Source organism: Tahibacter sp., assembly GCF_032229445.1.
In the GTDB taxonomy this organism is placed as follows: Bacteria; Pseudomonadota; Gammaproteobacteria; order Xanthomonadales; family Rhodanobacteraceae; genus Tahibacter.
Genome location: NZ_JAVTWC010000059.1, coordinates 32,622 through 48,592, shown reverse-complemented (window position 1 = coordinate 48,592; position 15,971 = coordinate 32,622). Strand labels below are relative to the sequence as shown.

The 15,971-nt window shown below is 65.9% G+C and carries 15 protein-coding genes and 1 pseudogene; 6 read left to right on the top strand and 10 right to left on the bottom strand.

The genetic code is table 11. The features are described 5' to 3' along the window. Positions 1-106 precede the first annotated feature (106 nt). Together RUU78_RS11670 and rarD are read left to right on the top strand one after the other, a co-directional pair. Positions 107-1,537: an MFS transporter gene (locus RUU78_RS11670; RefSeq protein ID WP_313916764.1), complete on the top strand. Its 1,431-nt coding sequence runs from the start codon at positions 107-109 to the stop codon at positions 1,535-1,537. 124 nt (positions 1,538-1,661) lie between these two features. Beyond that, on the top strand, positions 1,662-2,564 hold the full coding sequence (gene rarD / locus RUU78_RS11665) for an EamA family transporter RarD (RefSeq protein WP_313916761.1): 903 nt from the start codon (positions 1,662-1,664) through the stop codon (positions 2,562-2,564). Positions 2,565-2,573: 9 nt separating this feature from the next. Here the strand turns inward: rarD and RUU78_RS11660 are convergent, their stop codons facing one another. The 6 genes from RUU78_RS11660 to RUU78_RS11635 all read right to left on the bottom strand — a co-directional run bounded on the left by RUU78_RS11660 (position 2,574) and on the right by RUU78_RS11635 (position 10,177). After that, on the bottom strand, positions 2,574-2,948 hold the full coding sequence (locus RUU78_RS11660) for a YciI family protein (RefSeq protein ID WP_313916759.1): 375 nt from the start codon (positions 2,946-2,948) through the stop codon (positions 2,574-2,576). A 170-nt stretch (positions 2,949-3,118) separates the two neighbouring features. Then, positions 3,119-3,766, bottom strand: a complete 648-nt coding sequence (locus tag RUU78_RS11655; protein WP_313916757.1) for a TIGR00730 family Rossman fold protein — start codon at positions 3,764-3,766, stop codon at positions 3,119-3,121. 48 nt (positions 3,767-3,814) lie between these two features. Further along, complete coding sequence (locus RUU78_RS11650; RefSeq protein ID WP_313916755.1) at positions 3,815-4,372, bottom strand: hypothetical protein; 558 nt, start codon at positions 4,370-4,372, stop codon at positions 3,815-3,817. Positions 4,373-4,493: 121 nt separating this feature from the next. Beyond that, positions 4,494-6,578 carry a choice-of-anchor Q domain-containing protein gene (locus RUU78_RS11645; protein ID WP_313916753.1) on the bottom strand — a complete coding sequence of 695 codons (2,085 nt, stop codon included), beginning with the start codon at positions 6,576-6,578 and terminating at the stop codon, positions 4,494-4,496. Between the two features lie 138 nt (positions 6,579-6,716). Continuing rightward, on the bottom strand, positions 6,717-9,617 hold the full coding sequence (locus RUU78_RS11640) for a serine/threonine-protein kinase (RefSeq protein WP_313916751.1): 2,901 nt from the start codon (positions 9,615-9,617) through the stop codon (positions 6,717-6,719). Beyond that, the gene (locus RUU78_RS11635; protein WP_313916749.1) at positions 9,614-10,177 is read right to left on the bottom strand and encodes an ECF-type sigma factor; all 564 of its coding nucleotides are present in this window, start codon (positions 10,175-10,177) and stop codon (positions 9,614-9,616) included. Before RUU78_RS11635 ends, RUU78_RS11640 begins: the two co-directional genes overlap by 4 nt. 312 nt (positions 10,178-10,489) lie before the next feature. On the opposite strand from RUU78_RS11635, the gene RUU78_RS11630 reads away from it, so the two are divergent. Then, the gene (locus RUU78_RS11630; RefSeq protein WP_313916747.1) at positions 10,490-10,933 is read left to right on the top strand and encodes a hypothetical protein; all 444 of its coding nucleotides are present in this window, start codon (positions 10,490-10,492) and stop codon (positions 10,931-10,933) included. Between the two features lie 55 nt (positions 10,934-10,988). Here RUU78_RS11630 and RUU78_RS11625 read toward each other — a convergent pair whose 3' ends face one another. After that, the gene (locus RUU78_RS11625; protein WP_313916745.1) at positions 10,989-11,522 is read right to left on the bottom strand and encodes a MarR family winged helix-turn-helix transcriptional regulator; all 534 of its coding nucleotides are present in this window, start codon (positions 11,520-11,522) and stop codon (positions 10,989-10,991) included. 77 nt (positions 11,523-11,599) lie between these two features. Between RUU78_RS11625 and RUU78_RS11620 the strand changes: the two are divergent. Then, positions 11,600-11,797 (top strand): annotated as a pseudogene (locus RUU78_RS11620) (4-hydroxyphenylpyruvate dioxygenase); the annotation flags it as partial. A gap of 471 nt (positions 11,798-12,268) precedes the next feature. On the opposite strand, the gene RUU78_RS11615 reads toward RUU78_RS11620, so the two are convergent. The 3 genes from RUU78_RS11615 to RUU78_RS11605 all read right to left on the bottom strand — a co-directional run bounded on the left by RUU78_RS11615 (position 12,269) and on the right by RUU78_RS11605 (position 13,428). After that, complete coding sequence (locus tag RUU78_RS11615) at positions 12,269-12,439, bottom strand: hypothetical protein (protein ID WP_313916743.1); 171 nt, start codon at positions 12,437-12,439, stop codon at positions 12,269-12,271. Positions 12,440-12,500: 61 nt separating this feature from the next. Then, a complete protein-coding gene (locus RUU78_RS11610) occupies positions 12,501-12,788 on the bottom strand; it encodes a hypothetical protein (RefSeq protein ID WP_313916741.1) in 288 nt (95 codons plus the stop codon). A 190-nt stretch (positions 12,789-12,978) separates the two neighbouring features. Next, positions 12,979-13,428 carry a MarR family winged helix-turn-helix transcriptional regulator gene (locus RUU78_RS11605; protein WP_313916740.1) on the bottom strand — a complete coding sequence of 150 codons (450 nt, stop codon included), beginning with the start codon at positions 13,426-13,428 and terminating at the stop codon, positions 12,979-12,981. Positions 13,429-13,505: 77 nt separating this feature from the next. Between RUU78_RS11605 and hppD the strand changes: the two genes are divergently transcribed. Both hppD and hmgA read left to right on the top strand, forming a co-directional pair. Then, positions 13,506-14,591 carry a 4-hydroxyphenylpyruvate dioxygenase gene (gene hppD / locus RUU78_RS11600; protein ID WP_313916738.1) on the top strand — a complete coding sequence of 362 codons (1,086 nt, stop codon included), beginning with the start codon at positions 13,506-13,508 and terminating at the stop codon, positions 14,589-14,591. Between the two features lie 78 nt (positions 14,592-14,669). After that, positions 14,670-15,965: a homogentisate 1,2-dioxygenase gene (gene hmgA / locus RUU78_RS11595; RefSeq protein WP_313916736.1), complete on the top strand. Its 1,296-nt coding sequence runs from the start codon at positions 14,670-14,672 to the stop codon at positions 15,963-15,965. Positions 15,966-15,971 lie beyond the last annotated feature (6 nt).

Sequence of the window (15,971 nt, the reverse complement as noted above, 5' to 3'; positions counted from 1 at the left end):
CGCAAACGGAACCCCTGTCCAACGACACGCTAGTGTCCACGTGCGCGATTGCGCACAATCGCGCGATGCGAAGCCGCCCGAAACCTGACGACGCGATTGCTGCGGCATGAGGCCGGAACGCCGGCTGCCGCTGATCATTGCCTGCGCGCTGTTCATCGAGAACATGGATTCCACCGCGATCGCGACGGCGCTGCCGTCGATCGCGGCGGACTTCAATATCTCGCCGATCGCCTTGAAGCTCGCTTTGACGACCTATCTCGTCGCACTGGCCGTGTTCATTCCGATCAGCGGCTGGTTCGCCGACCGCGTCGGTTCGCGCACGACGTTCATGCTCGCGATCGGCGTATTCCTCGTCGGCTCGATCGGTTGCGCGGCGAGTACGTCGCTGCCTACGCTCGTCGCCGCGCGCTTCGTGCAGGGCATGGGCGGCGCGCTGATGGTGCCGGTCGGCCGGCTCGTGCTGCTGCGCACGGTGCCCAAGAGCGAGCTCGTCGTCGCGCTGAGCTGGCTGACGATTCCGGCGCTGGTCGGGCCGATGCTCGGGCCACCGCTCGGCGGCTTCATCGTCACGTGGTTCGACTGGCGCTGGATTTTCCTGATCAACCTGCCGATGGGTGTGCTCGGCATCTGGCTCGCCTGGCGTCATGTGCCGAACCTGCGCGAGCCACCGGGGCCGCTCGACGGCCGTGGCTTCGCGCTGTCGGGCATTGGGCTTGCGCTCGCGCTGTTTGGCTTCTCGACGGTGGGTCAGCAGCTTGTGCCGCTGTGGGCGGCGCTGGGTTGCCTGAGCCTGGGTCTGGCGATGCTCGCCGCCTATGTGAGGCACGCGCGACGTCATCCGCAGCCGCTGCTGGATCTCGCACTGTTCCGCCTGCCGACGTTCCGCGCCGGCGTGATCGGCGGTTCGCTGTTCCGCATCGGTGTCGGCGCGACGCCGTTCCTGCTGCCGCTGATGCTGCAGCTCGGCTTTGGCCTGAATCCGCTGCAGTCGGGCCTGATCACTTTCGTCTCGGCAGCCGGCGCGATGTTCATGAAGACGCTCGCGGCTCGCATCCTGCGCCGCTTCGGATTCCGCCGCGTGCTGGTGTTCAACGCGCTGATCGCCTCGGCACTGCTCGCGGGCTACGGCCTGTTCCGCGCGGACACACCGCACCTGTTCATTTCGGGCGTGCTGCTGGTCGCGGGCTGTTTCCGCTCGCTGCAGTTCACCAGCCTGAATGCGATCAGCTACGCCGAAGTGCAGCCGGCGCAGATGGGCCAGGCGAGCAGCCTCGCCGGCATGATGCAGCAGCTGTCGCTCAGCCTCGGCGTCGCGATCGGTGGCTACGCGCTGCAGCTCGCGGCGCGGATCAGCGGACAGCCGGAGACCGCGTCGGCGAACTTTGCTGTCGCGTTCGCCGTGGTCGGCCTGTGCTCGGCGCTGTCGGTCTGGTCGATGTGGCGCCTGCCGGCCGATGCGGGACAGGAAATGGCCGGCAATGCCAAGCCGGGCGGCGAGATCGCCGAACCCAAGGTCGCGCAGCGGCCGGCAACGTAGCCCGCTGCTGCCTGCGGCAATGGGGTGCACGCTGTCGGATCGGCCGACCAAGGTCGCGGCATATGCCGCATACAGCGGCGCAGTCACGTTTTAGACTGCACGACCCATCGATGGCGAGAACCGCTTGGACCCCACCTACCGCCGCGGCCTGATCTACGCGCTCGCGGCCTTCGTGCTCTGGGGCGTGGCGCCGGCGTACTTCAAGCTGATCCAGCAGGTGCCGCCGGACGAGATCATCGCGCACCGCATCGTCTGGTCGAGCGTCCTCATGGTGCTGGTACTGGTGCTCAGCCGGCGGTTCGTCGGCTGGCGCTGGCTTCGCGAGCATCCGCGCGTCGTGGCGACCCTCGCGCTGACCGCGCTGCTGATCAGCACCAACTGGCTGACCTTCGTCTATGCGGTCAACAGCGGCCGCATGCTCGACGCGAGCCTGGGCTACTACATCAATCCGCTGATCAACGTGCTGCTGGCTGTGCTGTTCCTCGGCGAGCGCCTGCGGCCGCTGCAGATTGCCGCGGTCGCACTGGCCTTCCTCGGTGTGGCCTGGCAGGTCGTGCAGGTTGGCTATCTGCCTTGGATTTCGCTGGTGCTCGCCGTGAGCTTCGGCTTCTACGGCTTGCTGCGCCGACAGGTCGCGCTCGATGCGCTCAACGGCCTGGGGGTGGAAACCGCGCTGGTCGCGCCGCTGGCGCTGATCTATTTCGTACAGTTGTGGAGCCAGGGAACGGCGCAGTTCGGTCATGTGTCGCTGTCGCTCGACGCGCTGCTGATCGCCGCTGGCGTGGTCACGACGATTCCGCTCGCGCTGTATGCCGCGGGTGCGCAGCGCTTGCCGTATACGACCATCGGCTTCCTGCAGTACATCAGCCCGTCGCTCGGCATGGTGCTGGCGGTCGCGTTCTACGGCGAGCACTTCGGCACGGCGCGCGCGATCACCTTCGGCCTGATCTGGCTGGGTCTTGCGCTGTTCAGCTGGGATGCGTTGCTTGCGCGGCGCGCGGCGCCGGTGCCGCTGCCGCCGGAATGACAGCTCGATTCAGGCCGATACGCGCCGGCGCACTGCGTCCATGTCGCGCACCGGACGCACTTCGATGCTGCCGGTACGGGTCCACGGAAATTCCGACGCGATGCGTACGGCTTCGTCGAGGTCGGCCGCTTCGATGAGGTTGAACCCGGCGAGCATTTCCTTGGTTTCGGCGAACGGCCCGTCGACGACGCTGACCTTGTCGCTGCGCTGGCGCAGCGAGCGCGCCGCTGGCGCGGGCTCGAGCTGCTGCGAGTCGAGTATCGTGCCGGCGGCGCGCAATTCGTCGGCGTGCTGCAGGCATTCGCGCATGAGGCGGTCGAATTCGCCGGGCGCCAGCGCGTTGATGAGATTCTCGTCGGTATAGATCAGCAGCATGAATTTCATGGCGGCGTCGGCTCCGGGGCGACAGGCGAAAGTACCGACGATAAGCCGCGGTGCGAGGGCGTGCCAGTGCGGGTGTTGCGCCAGTGACGCGCTGGACACCGCGCTGCCGAGGCGCGCCGCTGCTGCATGGGCCTCAGCATCGACGGCACCGCATCTGAGTGCACGGCGGCTCAGCGCACGGCCGCGAAGCTCAATGCATCGTCGCGCCAGCGTGGTGTCGCGCGGATCCGCGGCAGCACCTCGTCGACCTCGTCGACGAGCGACCACAGGTCGATATGTTCGGGATTCATGAAGCGCTCGGCCACGACATTGCGCAGGAAGCCCTGCAGCGGATCGTAGAAACCGCGCGTGTTGAGCAGCACGATCGGATTGAAGTACAGCGCGAGGCGCTTGAGTGTGATTGCCTCGAACAGCTCTTCCAGCGTGCCGCTGCCGCCGGGCATGGCGATCACCGCGTCGGAGTGGGTCAGCAGGCGATGCTTGCGTTCGCGCATGTCTTCGACGATTTCGAGGTTCGCCACGCCGGGGTGCTGCCATTCCACGTCGATCATGAAGCGCGGAATGATGCCGACGACGGCGCCGCCGCGGGACAGCGCGCCATCGGCGAGCGCGCCCATGAGGCCGCTGCCGCCGCCGCCGTAGACGACGGTCGCCCCGGCATCGGCCAGCGTGGCGCCGAGCCGATAGGCGGTCTCGCGGTAGACGGGATCGACGCGCTCGCTGGAAGCGCAGTAGACGCAGATGCGCATGACGGAAAGGCCCAGGCGGAAAACCCGCAATTCTACCGCCGCGTCCGCCGGGCGGGGCCAATGCCGCATCGGGATAACCGCCATGGCGCGCCGCGTACGGGGCGGCGGCCTGGGTTGCTACATCACGCGCGCGCTGCCCGCGATCACGATGGCGCCCGGAAATTCGTGCGCGGCGCCGGCGGGATCGGCGAGGCACAGGCTGTGCCGGTCCAGCGCACCGATGGCGTCGGATCCGGCGCCGAGGCGTCGCACTTCGACCAGCACGCGTACCAGACGCGCGAAGCGCGCGGCCAGGTTGCGGTAGAACTCCGCCCAGGCCGTGCGCGCCGCGGCGGCGAGGTCGGCGTAGGCCTGGCTGCCGAGCGACAGAAAATAGTCCAGCCCGACGAGGCGCCGCTGCGCCTGCTGCGGATACAGGCCGGCAATCAGCAGGCAGCGGTCGCCGACGTCGCGCAGTTGCTGCTGGCGCGGCGTGCGTGACGCATTCAATGCCTGCAGGTAGTCGAGCGCGAAGACATGGCCGGCCAGTCCCGCGTCGCGCAGATGGCGCATGAGCAGAAACACGAGATAGCTCTCGGTATCGCTGTCCAGCGGCGCGGCGCCGTTGCTCCCGGCCTCGCGCACGAGTTCGTGCCACAGGGCCGTGGCGGCAGTGTCGGTCAGGATTCGGCTCATGGGGCTGCGCTCCGCGTCGGACGACTTCCGGTGCAGACACACCAGCAAGGTCCACGCCACACAGGCGTCGCCGCGAAGACCGCGGCGGGAAACGCGCGCGCGTGTCCCGCCCGGTCATGCGTTATTGGAAGCCGTTCGCGAAAATCCGGTCGGTGCAGGCGAAGACCTGGGCCGGATCGACGACGACGTTGAACTGCGTGCCGACGCTCAGCGTCGTGTAGCTGAAGATGCGCCAGCGGCCGTTGCCGCTGCCGTAGTACACGTCGAAATTGCGCGGCACGCTGCTGCCGTTGTGCAGGCGCGACACGTGCAGGCGCGCACACGGCACGTCGTTGAGCAGCGGATGATCGAGCTCGATGGAACTGCTGGCGCTCGTCGCGGTGACGCGGAATGCGTTCGGACTGGCTTCCTGCGCATAGAGATTGAAGCCGGCGTCGAGCGGCATGCCGCCGCCGGCGGCCTGATCGATATTGACGATCTGCCAGCGGCCCGACGTGCCCGGTACGTACTGCAGGCCGATCGGATGCGCGTTGTAGACGCCGCTGCCGGCGCTCCAGTTCTGCGTGGCGAGGATGATCCGTTCCGGCAGATTGTTGACCGAGCTGTCGTCCAGCTGTGTGCTGAAGCCCGCGCTGTTGGCGGCGCTGCTGACGTGGCGGAACGAGCCGCCGCCGGACGCGGGCACGAAGGTGTTGTAGGCGGCGCCGAGCGGCACGGCCGTGGTCTGGTCCTCGTGGAACAGGCGCCACTTGCTGCTGAAGTAATAGATGCCGAAAGTGTTGTCGTTGGGTACGCCCGAACCGCTGCCGCTCCAGTTCGGTGTGGCGACGGGATTGGCGTCGCTCTGGCCGTCGAGCAGCGCGTTGTCGATCCGCGTGATGTAGCCGCTCGTGGTGTTGGCTGCGGTCGCGACGTGCAGTAGCTCGCGGTCGCCGTATTCGTATGCACCAATGTCGGCCTGGCCGGAACTGCCGCCCTTGAGCCGGCGCAGGCCGTCGGCGTCGTTGGTCGGCAGGCTGTTGAAGATGATTCCCAGCCCGAGCGTGGCGGTGTCTGCCGCATTGATCGCCGGCGAATCCGCGCGCAGGCGCGGTGCGGTCAGCGCGACGAGGTTTGCGTTGGCGGTGATCGTATTCGGGCCCGGCGCGGTGAAGTTCGAGTTGACGTTGAGCAGGTTGTAGTCGTTGCTGAGGCCCGCGGTGAGCCCGCTCGTGAACGCCAGCCCGCGGTCGCCGACCACGAGGTTGTTCTTGACGATACCGTCGATGGCGGCGCCAGCGCCGCCGCCGGACCACTGGTTGGCGTTGATGCCGAAGCTGCAGCGCGTGACCGTGTTGTTCACGGCCTGCGCACTGATACGGCCGTTGCCGGCGGTGAAGCCGATGCCGCTGCCACTCGTGCCACCGCCACTGGTGTTGTCCGCGCAAACGACGACGTTGCTGTAGACGCGTGCGTCGAAATCGCTGGCCGTAGACGAGAAGAGCCCTTCGGAGACGAACAGGCCGGCGCGGAAGAAGCCACCGCGCACGGTGTTGCCATGCAGTTTCACGGTGCCGCTGCCGCCGGCGATCGTGTCGACGAAGATGCCGGCACCGTCGACTGCACTGGCCGACCGGCTGCGCACGTCGTTGTAGTAGGCGCTGGCATTCAGCGTGCCGCCGCCGTTGACGAGCTCGATCAGGCCGGCATTGAGATTGCGCGGCAGGCCCGATACGCGGTTGCTGTACAGACGCGCCTGCACCGTGTTGCCGCTGCGGCCTTCGACGCGCAGGTAGGTCGGCGCGGTGCTGGTCTGTTCGAGCACGAGGCCGGAGAAATCGAAGGTGGCCGTGCCGGTGCCCAGATAGGTCGCGCTGACGTAGGCGTTGGTCAGGCGCAAGCCGCGCAGGGTCACGCTCTGGTTGCCGAGGATCGGGGCCGAGCTGACCGTGATCCAGTTGCCCGGGGCCAGGCTGGGCCGGCGGCCGTCGGCGGCGACGACAGACAGGCTGCGGTTATACAGATTCAGGCTTTCGGCGATGCTGGCATTGGTGTCGATACTGACCACGTTGCCATCGGGCGTGGCATCGATGCAGGCCTGCAAGGTGGTATTGCACGGCGCGACGCCGGGCCAGACGGAAACGGTCACACCGGCCTGGGCGGCGGGAATCAACAGCAGGTACGACGAAAGGCCCGTGAGCAGGGCGAGCGAGCGGAAGCGGAACATGGTGCGACTCCGTGACAGGGTGTCCGGAGAAGCGCAGTTCGATCGACCTGCAGGACAGCGCCGTCGCGCGGCAGCGTCTGAACGACGGCGCCGTCGGTGCGTTGTCGCGCAACGTGGATAGGCCTGCGGCGCTGAAATTCAGCGCGACAGCGCGGCCTGCTCGGCGCGCAGTCGGCGCGGCAGATACGGCAGCCGCGCAATCGTGGCGCGGGCTGCGGAGGTCGCCTCGGCGGAACGCGCCGCGGACGCGCAGCGCGCGATCAGCAACTGTGCGCTGGCCAGATCGGGCAACAGGGCGGGGCCGCCCTTGGCGAGACTCTCTGCCGCGGAATCCAGACCCGGCAGTACCACCGTGCACGCGCCGGTTGCCACCCCTGTGCGCAGCTTGACGAGCTCCAGCCGTGCACGTCGCGGATGGCCGGCGGGCAGGCTGTCGCCGAGCGCGGCCATCACGGTCTCGATCTCGCGAGTGGCCGCGCCGCTGTCGCCGCTCGCGAGCAGCGCATCGGCGTAGGCCGCGCGCGATTGCAGCGTGTCGGCATGGGCGCTGCCGAGCGCCGCCTCCAGCAGGGCGATCGCACCGCGATAATTCGCGAGTGCCGCGGCACTGTCACCGTGTTCGTACTGTGCGGCGGCAAGACCGACGAGTGCCACGCCGACGAGATAGTGCTTCTCTCCGAGCGCAGCGCGGGCAATCGCGAGGCTCTCCTCGCTGTGCCCAAGTGCGTCGTCGATCCGGCCGAACGAGCGCTCGAATCCGCTGAGACTGCTGAGCATGGTGGCGACCGTCGGATGCCTTTCTCCCTGGCTGCGGCGCGCCGTTGCGAGCGCCTCCCGCAGTCGCGCGATCGCGCCGTCGCCGTCGCCGCGCGCCCACGCCAGCATGGCGAGCGAGTTGAGGCTGCTCGCGACATCGGGATGGTCCGGGCCAAGGCTCTCGCGCTGGATCTGCAGCGCCCGCTCGTACAGAGTGCCAGCGGAAGCGGCGTCGCCGAGGCGCTGCCTGGCCACCGCCAGGTTGAACACGGTCTGGGCGTAGTCCGGATGATTTTCGCCGAGTAGTTCGCGCCGCGTCGCCGCGGCAGTCTCAAGCAACGTCGCGGCCTCGTCGGCGGCACCGCGCTGCAGCAGGATCACGGCCAGGTCGTGCTCTACGCGTGCGCTCTGCGTGTGTCGCGTGCCCTGCGCGGAAAGCGATAGCTGCAGCGCTTCGCGCAGGCTGTGTTCGGCGCCGGCGATATCGCCGGCACGGAACTGCACGGGCCCTAGCGCGGCGAGATCGCGCAGCCGCGTCGCCGCGCCGTGCGGTTCGCGCGTATCGGCCAGCGCCGCATCCAGCGCCAGCCGCGCGGCGGCGGGCTGGCCTTGCTCGACCAGCACTTCGGCCAGGCGCAGGCGCGCCTCGTCGTGCAGCGGCGAAGCTTTGGCGTCGTCGAGCACATGCTGCAGATCGCTCTGCCCCCCTTCGCGGTGGCCCGGCGGGAGCCGCCCCCGCGCCCCCTCGCCCCGCGCCGCCGGGGCGGGCCCCCCCGCCCCGGGGGCGCCGCCCGCGTCGGCGAGCACAGCGGCACGATCCAGCGCGCCGAGCTGACGATGCGCACCGGCCAGCGCCGTGGTGAGTTCGGCGCGCAGCTCCGGATGTGTGGCCAGCGTTTCGCCGAGCCGCGTTTCGCCGCGTTCGATCAGCTCGCGCGCGCTGACACGGCGGCCCTTGCTCTCGTCCGGGCTGACTCCGGCAAACAGCGCGAGCACGAAATCCTTGACCGCCTCGGCGCGCTGCGCCTGCGCGATGGCATCCGCTGCGGCGGAGTTCGCGCGCTGCGACTCGCGCCAGGTCGCTGCGACGCCCGCAACTGCGGTCGCGAGCACGAGTACGGCCGCGGCCACGCCGGCGCGATGCCGCAAAAGGAACTTGTTCAGGCGATGACCGACACTGGCGCGACGTGCGGCGATCGGGCGACGCTGCAGGTGCGCCTGCAGGTCGGCCGCGAGGGCGGCGACGCTGGCGTAGCGCCGCTGCGGCTCGGGCGCGAGCGCGGTCGCGACGATGAGATCGAGGTCGCCGCGCAACTGCTGCACGAGCTGCCGTGGCGAGGCTGAGCGCGCCGCGGCCGCGTCGTCCGGTGTGACGAGCTGCGAGAGGTGGCGGGGTGCCGCATTGCGCACGCCGGGCCGCTGTCCGCTGAGCAGTTCATGCAGCAGCACGCCGAGCGCGTACACGTCGGTCGCGGTCGTGATGCTGCCGCCGCTGAACTGTTCCGGTGCCGCATAGGCCGGCGTCAGGCGGCGCAGGCCGGTGCGCGTGTCGTCCTCGCGCTCGGAGTCGTCGAGCAGCTTGGCGATGCCGAAATCGAGCAGGCGCGGCCGTCCGTCGGCATCGACGAGGATATTGGCCGGCTTGATGTCGCGGTGCACGATCAGCGCGCGGTGCGCCGCCTCGACCGCGTCGCAGACGTCGAGGAACAGGCGCAGGCGCGGCTCGATGCCCAGGCGGCGCGCGTCGCACCAGCGCACGATGTTGTCGCCTTCGATGAATTCCAGCGCGAACCACGGCACGCCCTCGGGCGTGAAGCCGCCGTCGATCAGGCGCGCGATGGCCGGATGTTCGAGCCGCGCAAGAATCCGCCGCTCGCGTCGGAAGCGCGCCTGTTCGACCGGGTCGCGCAGACCGACGCGCAGCAGCTTCAGCGCGACGCGCTGCACGTAGCCGTCGACCTCGCGTTCGGCGCGATACACGCTGCCGCTGCCGCCCTCGCCGACCAGATCGAGCACGCGGTAGGCGCCGATCTGCAGCGGTACCGGGTGCTCGCCCGCGCCGATCAGCGATTCGGCATAGTCGGCGCTGGCGCGGTCGAGAAAGCCGGGCCGCGCCTCGCGCGCGAGCAGGTCGCGCAGCAGCGTGCGTAGTTCGTCGTCGCGGATGTCGCTGGCGAGAAACGCTTCGCGCTGCCCGGGCGGCAGGTCGAGCAGGCGGTCGAGCAGCGGCGCGAGCTCCGTCCAGCGCGCCGCGATCGCGCCGGACGTGCCGGCATGACTCACGCCGGCATGTCCAGAGCGTGGTGCAGGAACAGGCGCGCCTTGTTCCAGTCGCGCACCACGCTGCGCGTGGTGATGCCGAGCACGGCGGCGACTTCTTCCACCGAGAGTCCGGCGAAGAAACGCAGCTCGACGACCTTGGCAAGGCGCTGGTCGAGCGCGCCGAGATCGGCGAGCGCGGCATCGAGCGCGACCATTTCGCCGGCGATGCATTCGATCGGGATGTCGGCCGACTGCCAGTCCAGCGCGATCTGGCCGCCACCACGTTTCTGCGCCGAGCGGCGCCGCGCGTGATCGACGAGGATGTGACGCATGGCCGTCGCGGCGTAGCCGAGGAAATGCGCGCGGTCCTGCCAGACCGCGTCGCGCTGGTTGACGAGACTCAGGTAGGCCTCGTGCACGAGCGCGGTGGTGCTCAGGGTGTGATGGTGCTGGCCCGAGAGATAGCGATGGGCGAGCTGGCGCAGGCGTTCATAGACCTGCGGCAGCAGGTGATCGACGGCGCGTTCATCGCCGCTGCGGGCCTGCGCGAGCAAGGCGGTTATATCAGTGGTGACTAGCATGGCGTCGGCATGTTAGCGCGCCACCGCCGCGCGAGGCGTCGCGCAGGTCGCAGCGACGGCGGACCTGGTGCGCGGTGCAGATGCGGCGTGGTTCGCAGTTTTCACGGCTCTACGCCAGCGCCTTCTCCGCGATCAGCAGCTTTTCGAGGATACCCCCACCCACTCGTCCTATCCGCCATGATCTGTAACACTATTGAACTAAATAACAGTTAGGTCGGTCATTGCTGAGCGACGTACCAACCGATGGTTGGAAACTACTTTACCTCTGTAGAGGATCCGGCATCGTGTTCAATCGGTCTATTGGATCGGTTGATGACTACATCAGAGAAAGCTGAAGTAAGGTATGAAATGTACTCTCCATTGAAACTGATCTTGGTCGCTACGGTAGCTTTCCTGGCCGCTCTTGTCGCGCCACTTGGCGCTGACGCGAGCGAAGCGCTTCAACTGCCTTATTCCGTTGAAGGTCCAAGCTCGCTGGAAAGTGTCGCGAGAAGTTTGGGGGCAACTGGAACTCAGGTCATCGATCTCGGCCACGACATGTCGATCATGGGCGTCTACATGCCGACCGGGAGCGGAATGGTTACGCTCGATGCCTACATCTATAAGTGCGAGCCGTTGAGGTGCACGCTTCATGCGTTCATTACGACAGGCAAGCAAAAATTGGTCCTTGCGCTGGAAGACAATGCTACTGAATTAGTTGTAAAATCCACATCTGGAATGACAGTGATGAGAATGCCGACGCCGGGCTACCGCTGAACCCGCTCATGTTGCGGCTTTGGTCAATGGGCAATCCTGGTTTGTTGACGCGTTGCTAGCCTATGCGTCGCGGTTTCCCCGGCTTGGAGCCCGGTTGCGGCATCACTTTGGAGTGGGGTTTGCAAAGAGGTGCTAGCAAATAGTTCAGCGCCTTCTCAGCCGCCAGCAGCTTCTCGATAATCCGCCCCAGCGATTCGCGCTCCTCCGCGTCCAGGTGGGCCAGCAGCCTACGCTCGTGCGCCAGCGCCAGCGGGGCTACTTCGCTATACGCCTTGCGTCCCTTCGCCGTGAGGCTCAGCACCGACTGTCGCTTGTCGTGATCGGCGGTCGAGCGTTTCACACGGCGGTCCTTCATGAGCTCGGCGACGGCGCGGCTGACGGCGACCTTGTCCATCGCCGTGCGCTCGGCGACTTCGCGCGCAGAGAGGCCGTCGTAACGGCCGAGCACGGCGACGACGCGCCACTCGGTGATGGATAGCTGGAAACGGTCCTCGTACTCGCGGGCGATCGCCTGGCTGACCGTGTTGGACAGCACCGACAGGCGGTAGGGCAGGAATTTTTCCAGTTCCAGCGCGGTGTTGCCGGCCATGCGGCAGTATCCCTTGCAAATGGTTTCAGTTGAAACTATAACGGGGCCTCACCGATGCAAGCCTTCAGAAGCCAGCCATGAGCGCCCAGCCCAATCTCGGCATGCAGCCGACCCAGTTCGAGAATCCGATGGGTATCGACGGGTTCGAATTCGTCGAGTTCGCCGCACCCGATGCGGCGTTGCTGCACGCGCTGTTCCAGCGCATGGGTTTCACCGCGGTGGCCCGCCATCGCAGCCGCGAGCTGACGCTGTACCGCCAGGGTGGCGTGAATTTCCGTGCCGGCAAAGCTGTTGCATGCATAAATCCCAAGGTTTGCGAGGGAGTGAGTACGGATGGCCGAGTGGCTCGTGTTCCGAGCGATGCATGCGGAATACTAAAGAACTGTGCAAAAAAGCATGAAGAAGTTAACCGTGACAAAAATGTAATTGTGTTGGAAAAGACAGCGAGGCGACGCCAGAGCCTCCATTTGCTGGTGGTCGTGCCGAATGCGAGGGGTACCGTGTAGAGCTTCCATGTCTAAATATCTCTAAATGTAGAGATAACCCGGCCTGTATAGACATTGTCAGGCAGGCTCAGGCCTTCAAGATTTCGAACCAAACGACAAATTGCACGGCTGCCGGAATCTAGGGGTGACGGGTGCGGCTATGGCGAGATCAGCTGGAAAATCGCGATCTGACTATTTATATTTCATGGTCGCTTGTGTGTTTTTGAGTTCATGTTCTTTGAGTGAGAGGGGCGCGGAAAGTCAATTGAATGAACTGCAATCTTTCATTGCTGAGCGGCCGCCATGCAGGCTGCCGCCTTTGTCAGAACAGGAGATTTTTGCCGTTGCAAAAAAAGTCATGCGAGAAAATTTTTGGCCTGTCGGAATGCCGGAGCCAAATCGTCGTGTTCGTGACTTGAATTGCGTATACATTTATGAACAGTCCGTTTTGTACATCCGAGGCCGGCCGGTATCTATAGACTCGATTGATGGATCAGCAATGATTTATATCGCCAGAGACGGCTCTTATTTTTAAGTAAGTATAAGAACTTCTCAGGTAGCGATGTCCATGCGTCGCTGGTGTCTCTTTGCGTAATTTGCGAACGTTTCGCTGGAAAGCGATGCAGGCCGCAGCAAGCAAGAGGTTGGCGAAGAAGTTGGATGTGGCAAAGGTGGATGGATTACTGGCAAATCCAAGGCGCTTGCGGAGATGCAGGCGCTGTACACGCGGCGGCTGCAGCGCATGACCGATCGCAGTCTGGATGTGGAGATGGATGTGCATCTGGGCCACGTCACACGGGAGAGGGGCACGGTGGGTGCGCGGGCTAGCAACTGCAACGGCGGAACGAAGAAGTCAGCGACCGGTGTTCGGCGAGGACGAGATTTTGGCACTGTAGTGGCGGATGTTGGATTGGCGGCCTCAATTTAGCAGGCAGAGAAGCAACATCCGTAAGAGCGAACCGCTTTTGAAGTTACTCCAACGCCTTTTCCGCCATCAAGAGCTTCTCGATAATCCGCCCCAGCCAGGCCCGTTCCTCCGCATCCAGATGCGCGAGCAGCCGCTGTTCGTGCTGCAGCGCCAGCGGCGCCACTTCGTCGTAGACCTTGCGTCCCTTCGCGGTGAGGCTCAGCACCGACTGGCGTTTGTCGTGATCGGCGGTCGAGCGTTTCACGCGGCCGTCCTTCATGAGTTCGGCGACGGCGCGGCTGACGGCGACCTTGTCCATCGCGGTGCGCTCGGCGACTTCGCGCGCAGAGAGGTCGTCGTAACGGCCGAGCACGGCGACGACGCGCCACTCGGTGATGGATAGCTGGAAACGGTCCTCGTACTCGCGGGCGATCGCCTGGCTGACCGTGTTGGACAGCACCGACAGGCGGTAGGGCAGGAATTTTTCCAGTTCCAGCGCGGTGTTGCCGGCCATGCGGCAGTATCCCTTGCAAATGGTTTCAGTTGAAACTATAACGGGGCCTCACCGATGCAAGCCTTCAGAAGCCAGCCATGAGCGCCCAGCCCAATCTCGGCATGCAGCCGACCCAGTTCGAGAATCCGATGGGTATCGACGGGTTCGAATTCGTCGAGTTCGCCGCACCCGATGCGGCGTTGCTGCACGCGCTGTTCCAGCGCATGGGTTTCACCGCGGTGGCCCGCCATCGCAGCCGCGCGCTGACGCTGTACCGCCAGGGCGGCGTGAATTTCCTCGTCAACGAGGAACCGGATTCGTTCGCCGCCGACTTCGCCAAGGCGCACGGGCCCTGCGCCTGCGGCTTCGCGATCCGGGTGCAGAAGCCGGCCGCATGGGTGGCCGAACAGGCCGTCGGTAACGGCGGCGCCTATATCGACGACAAGGCCGACACGCGCGCCGTGGACACGCCCGTGATCAAGGGCATCGGCGACTGCATGCTGTATCTGGTCGACCGCTACGGCGACAACGGCAGCGTCTATGGCGAATTCGAAGCCATCGCCGGCACTGAGCAGAACCCGACCGGCTTCGGCCTGACCTTCATCGATCACCTGACCCACAACCTGTACTTCGGCAACATGAAGAAGTGGTCGGACTACTACGAGCGCCTGTTCAACTTCCGCGAGATCCGCTATTTCGACATCAAGGGCTCGAAGACCGGCCTCGTGTCCAAGGCCATGACCGCGCCGGACGGCGTCGTGCGCATTCCGCTCAACGAATCGTCCGACCCGAAGAGCCAGATCAACGAATACCTCGACCAGTACCACGGCGAGGGCATCCAGCACATCGCCTGCTTCACCGACAACATCTACGACACGGTCGAGGCCATGCGCGCGGCCGGTGTCGAGTTCCTCGACACGCCCGACTCGTATTTCGAGGTGATCGACGCCCGCGTGCCCAACCATGGCGAGGACGTGCCGCGCCTGGCCAAGAACAAGATCCTCATCGACGCCGACCTGGAGACCAAGCAGCGCAAGCTGCTGCAGATCTTCACCCAGAACGCGATCGGGCCGATCTTCTTCGAGATCATCCAGCGCAAGGGCAACGAAGGCTTCGGCGAGGGCAATTTCCAGGCCCTGTTCGAATCGATAGAACGCGACCAGATGCGCCGCGGCGTGCTGTAATCGCGCGCCGCACGACGGCGGCATCCTGTTGGTTTCCCCCTCTGACGCGACATCGGGTCGCGCGAACGCATGGCGGCCATGGCTCTGAACTATCTATCCGGTTTCGGCAACGAACACGCGAGCGAGGCGCTGCCGGGCGCGCTGCCCGAAGGGCGCAATTCGCCGCAGCGCGCGCCCTATGGTCTATACGTCGAGCAAATCTCCGGCACGGCGTTCACCGCGCCGCGCCACGTGAACCGGCGCAGCTGGCTGTACCGCCTGCGCCCGTCGGCCATGCACCAGCCTTTCGTCGCGCTGACGCACGCGCGTTTCCACAATCGTTTCGAGGATGCTCCGGCGACGCCGAACCAGCTGCGCTGGGATCCGCTGCCATTTCCGGATGCGCCTGTGGATTTCGTCGACGGTCTGGTGACCTATGCCGGCAACGGCTCGGCCGCAGCGCAGGCCGGAATTGGCATTTACGTCTATGCCGCCAATCGCGACATGCAGGGGCGCTATTTCTATTCGGCCGACGGCGAACTGCTGATCGTGCCGCAGCAGGGACGGCTGCGCATCGCGACCGAACTCGGCTGGCTCGAGGTGGAGCCGCAGGAGATCGCGCTGATCCCGCGCGGCATCCGCTTCCGCGTCGAGCTGCCGGACGGCCCGTCACGCGGCTATGTCTGCGAAAACTTCGGCGCGCATCTGCGCCTGCCGGACCTCGGCCCGATCGGATCCAACGGCCTGGGCAATCCGCGCGACTTCCTCGCGCCGGAAGCGGCATACGAAGACCTCGAAGGTGACTTCGAACTCGTCGCCAAATTCCAGGGCGCGCTGTGGCGCGCGGCGATCGGCCACTCGCCGCTCGACGTGGTCGCGTGGCACGGAAACCACGTGCCGTACAAGTACGACCTGCGCCGCTTCAATACCATCGGCTCGATCAGTTACGACCATCCCGACCCGTCGATCTTCCTGGTGCTGACCTCGCCGAGCGACACGCCCGGTGTCGGCAATATGGATTTCGTGATTTTTCCACCGCGCTGGCTCGTGGCCGAGGACACGTTCCGTCCGCCGTGGTTCCATCGCAATATCGCCAGCGAGTTCATGGGGCTGGTCCACGGCGCCTACGACGCCAAGGCCGGCGGCTTCGCCCCGGGCGGCGCGAGCCTGCACAACTGCATGACCGGGCACGGCCCCGACGCGGCCAGCTTCGACAAGGCCACGCGCGCCGACGTGAGCCGGCCCGATCACATCGTCGACACCATGGCCTTCATGTTCGAGACCCGCGCCGTGATCCGTCCGACCGCGCAGGCGATGGAACTGCCGCAGCTGCAGCAGGACTACCACGAATGCTGGCAGGGTTTGAAAAAGAATTTCGATCCTCAACGGCGCTGATACGGC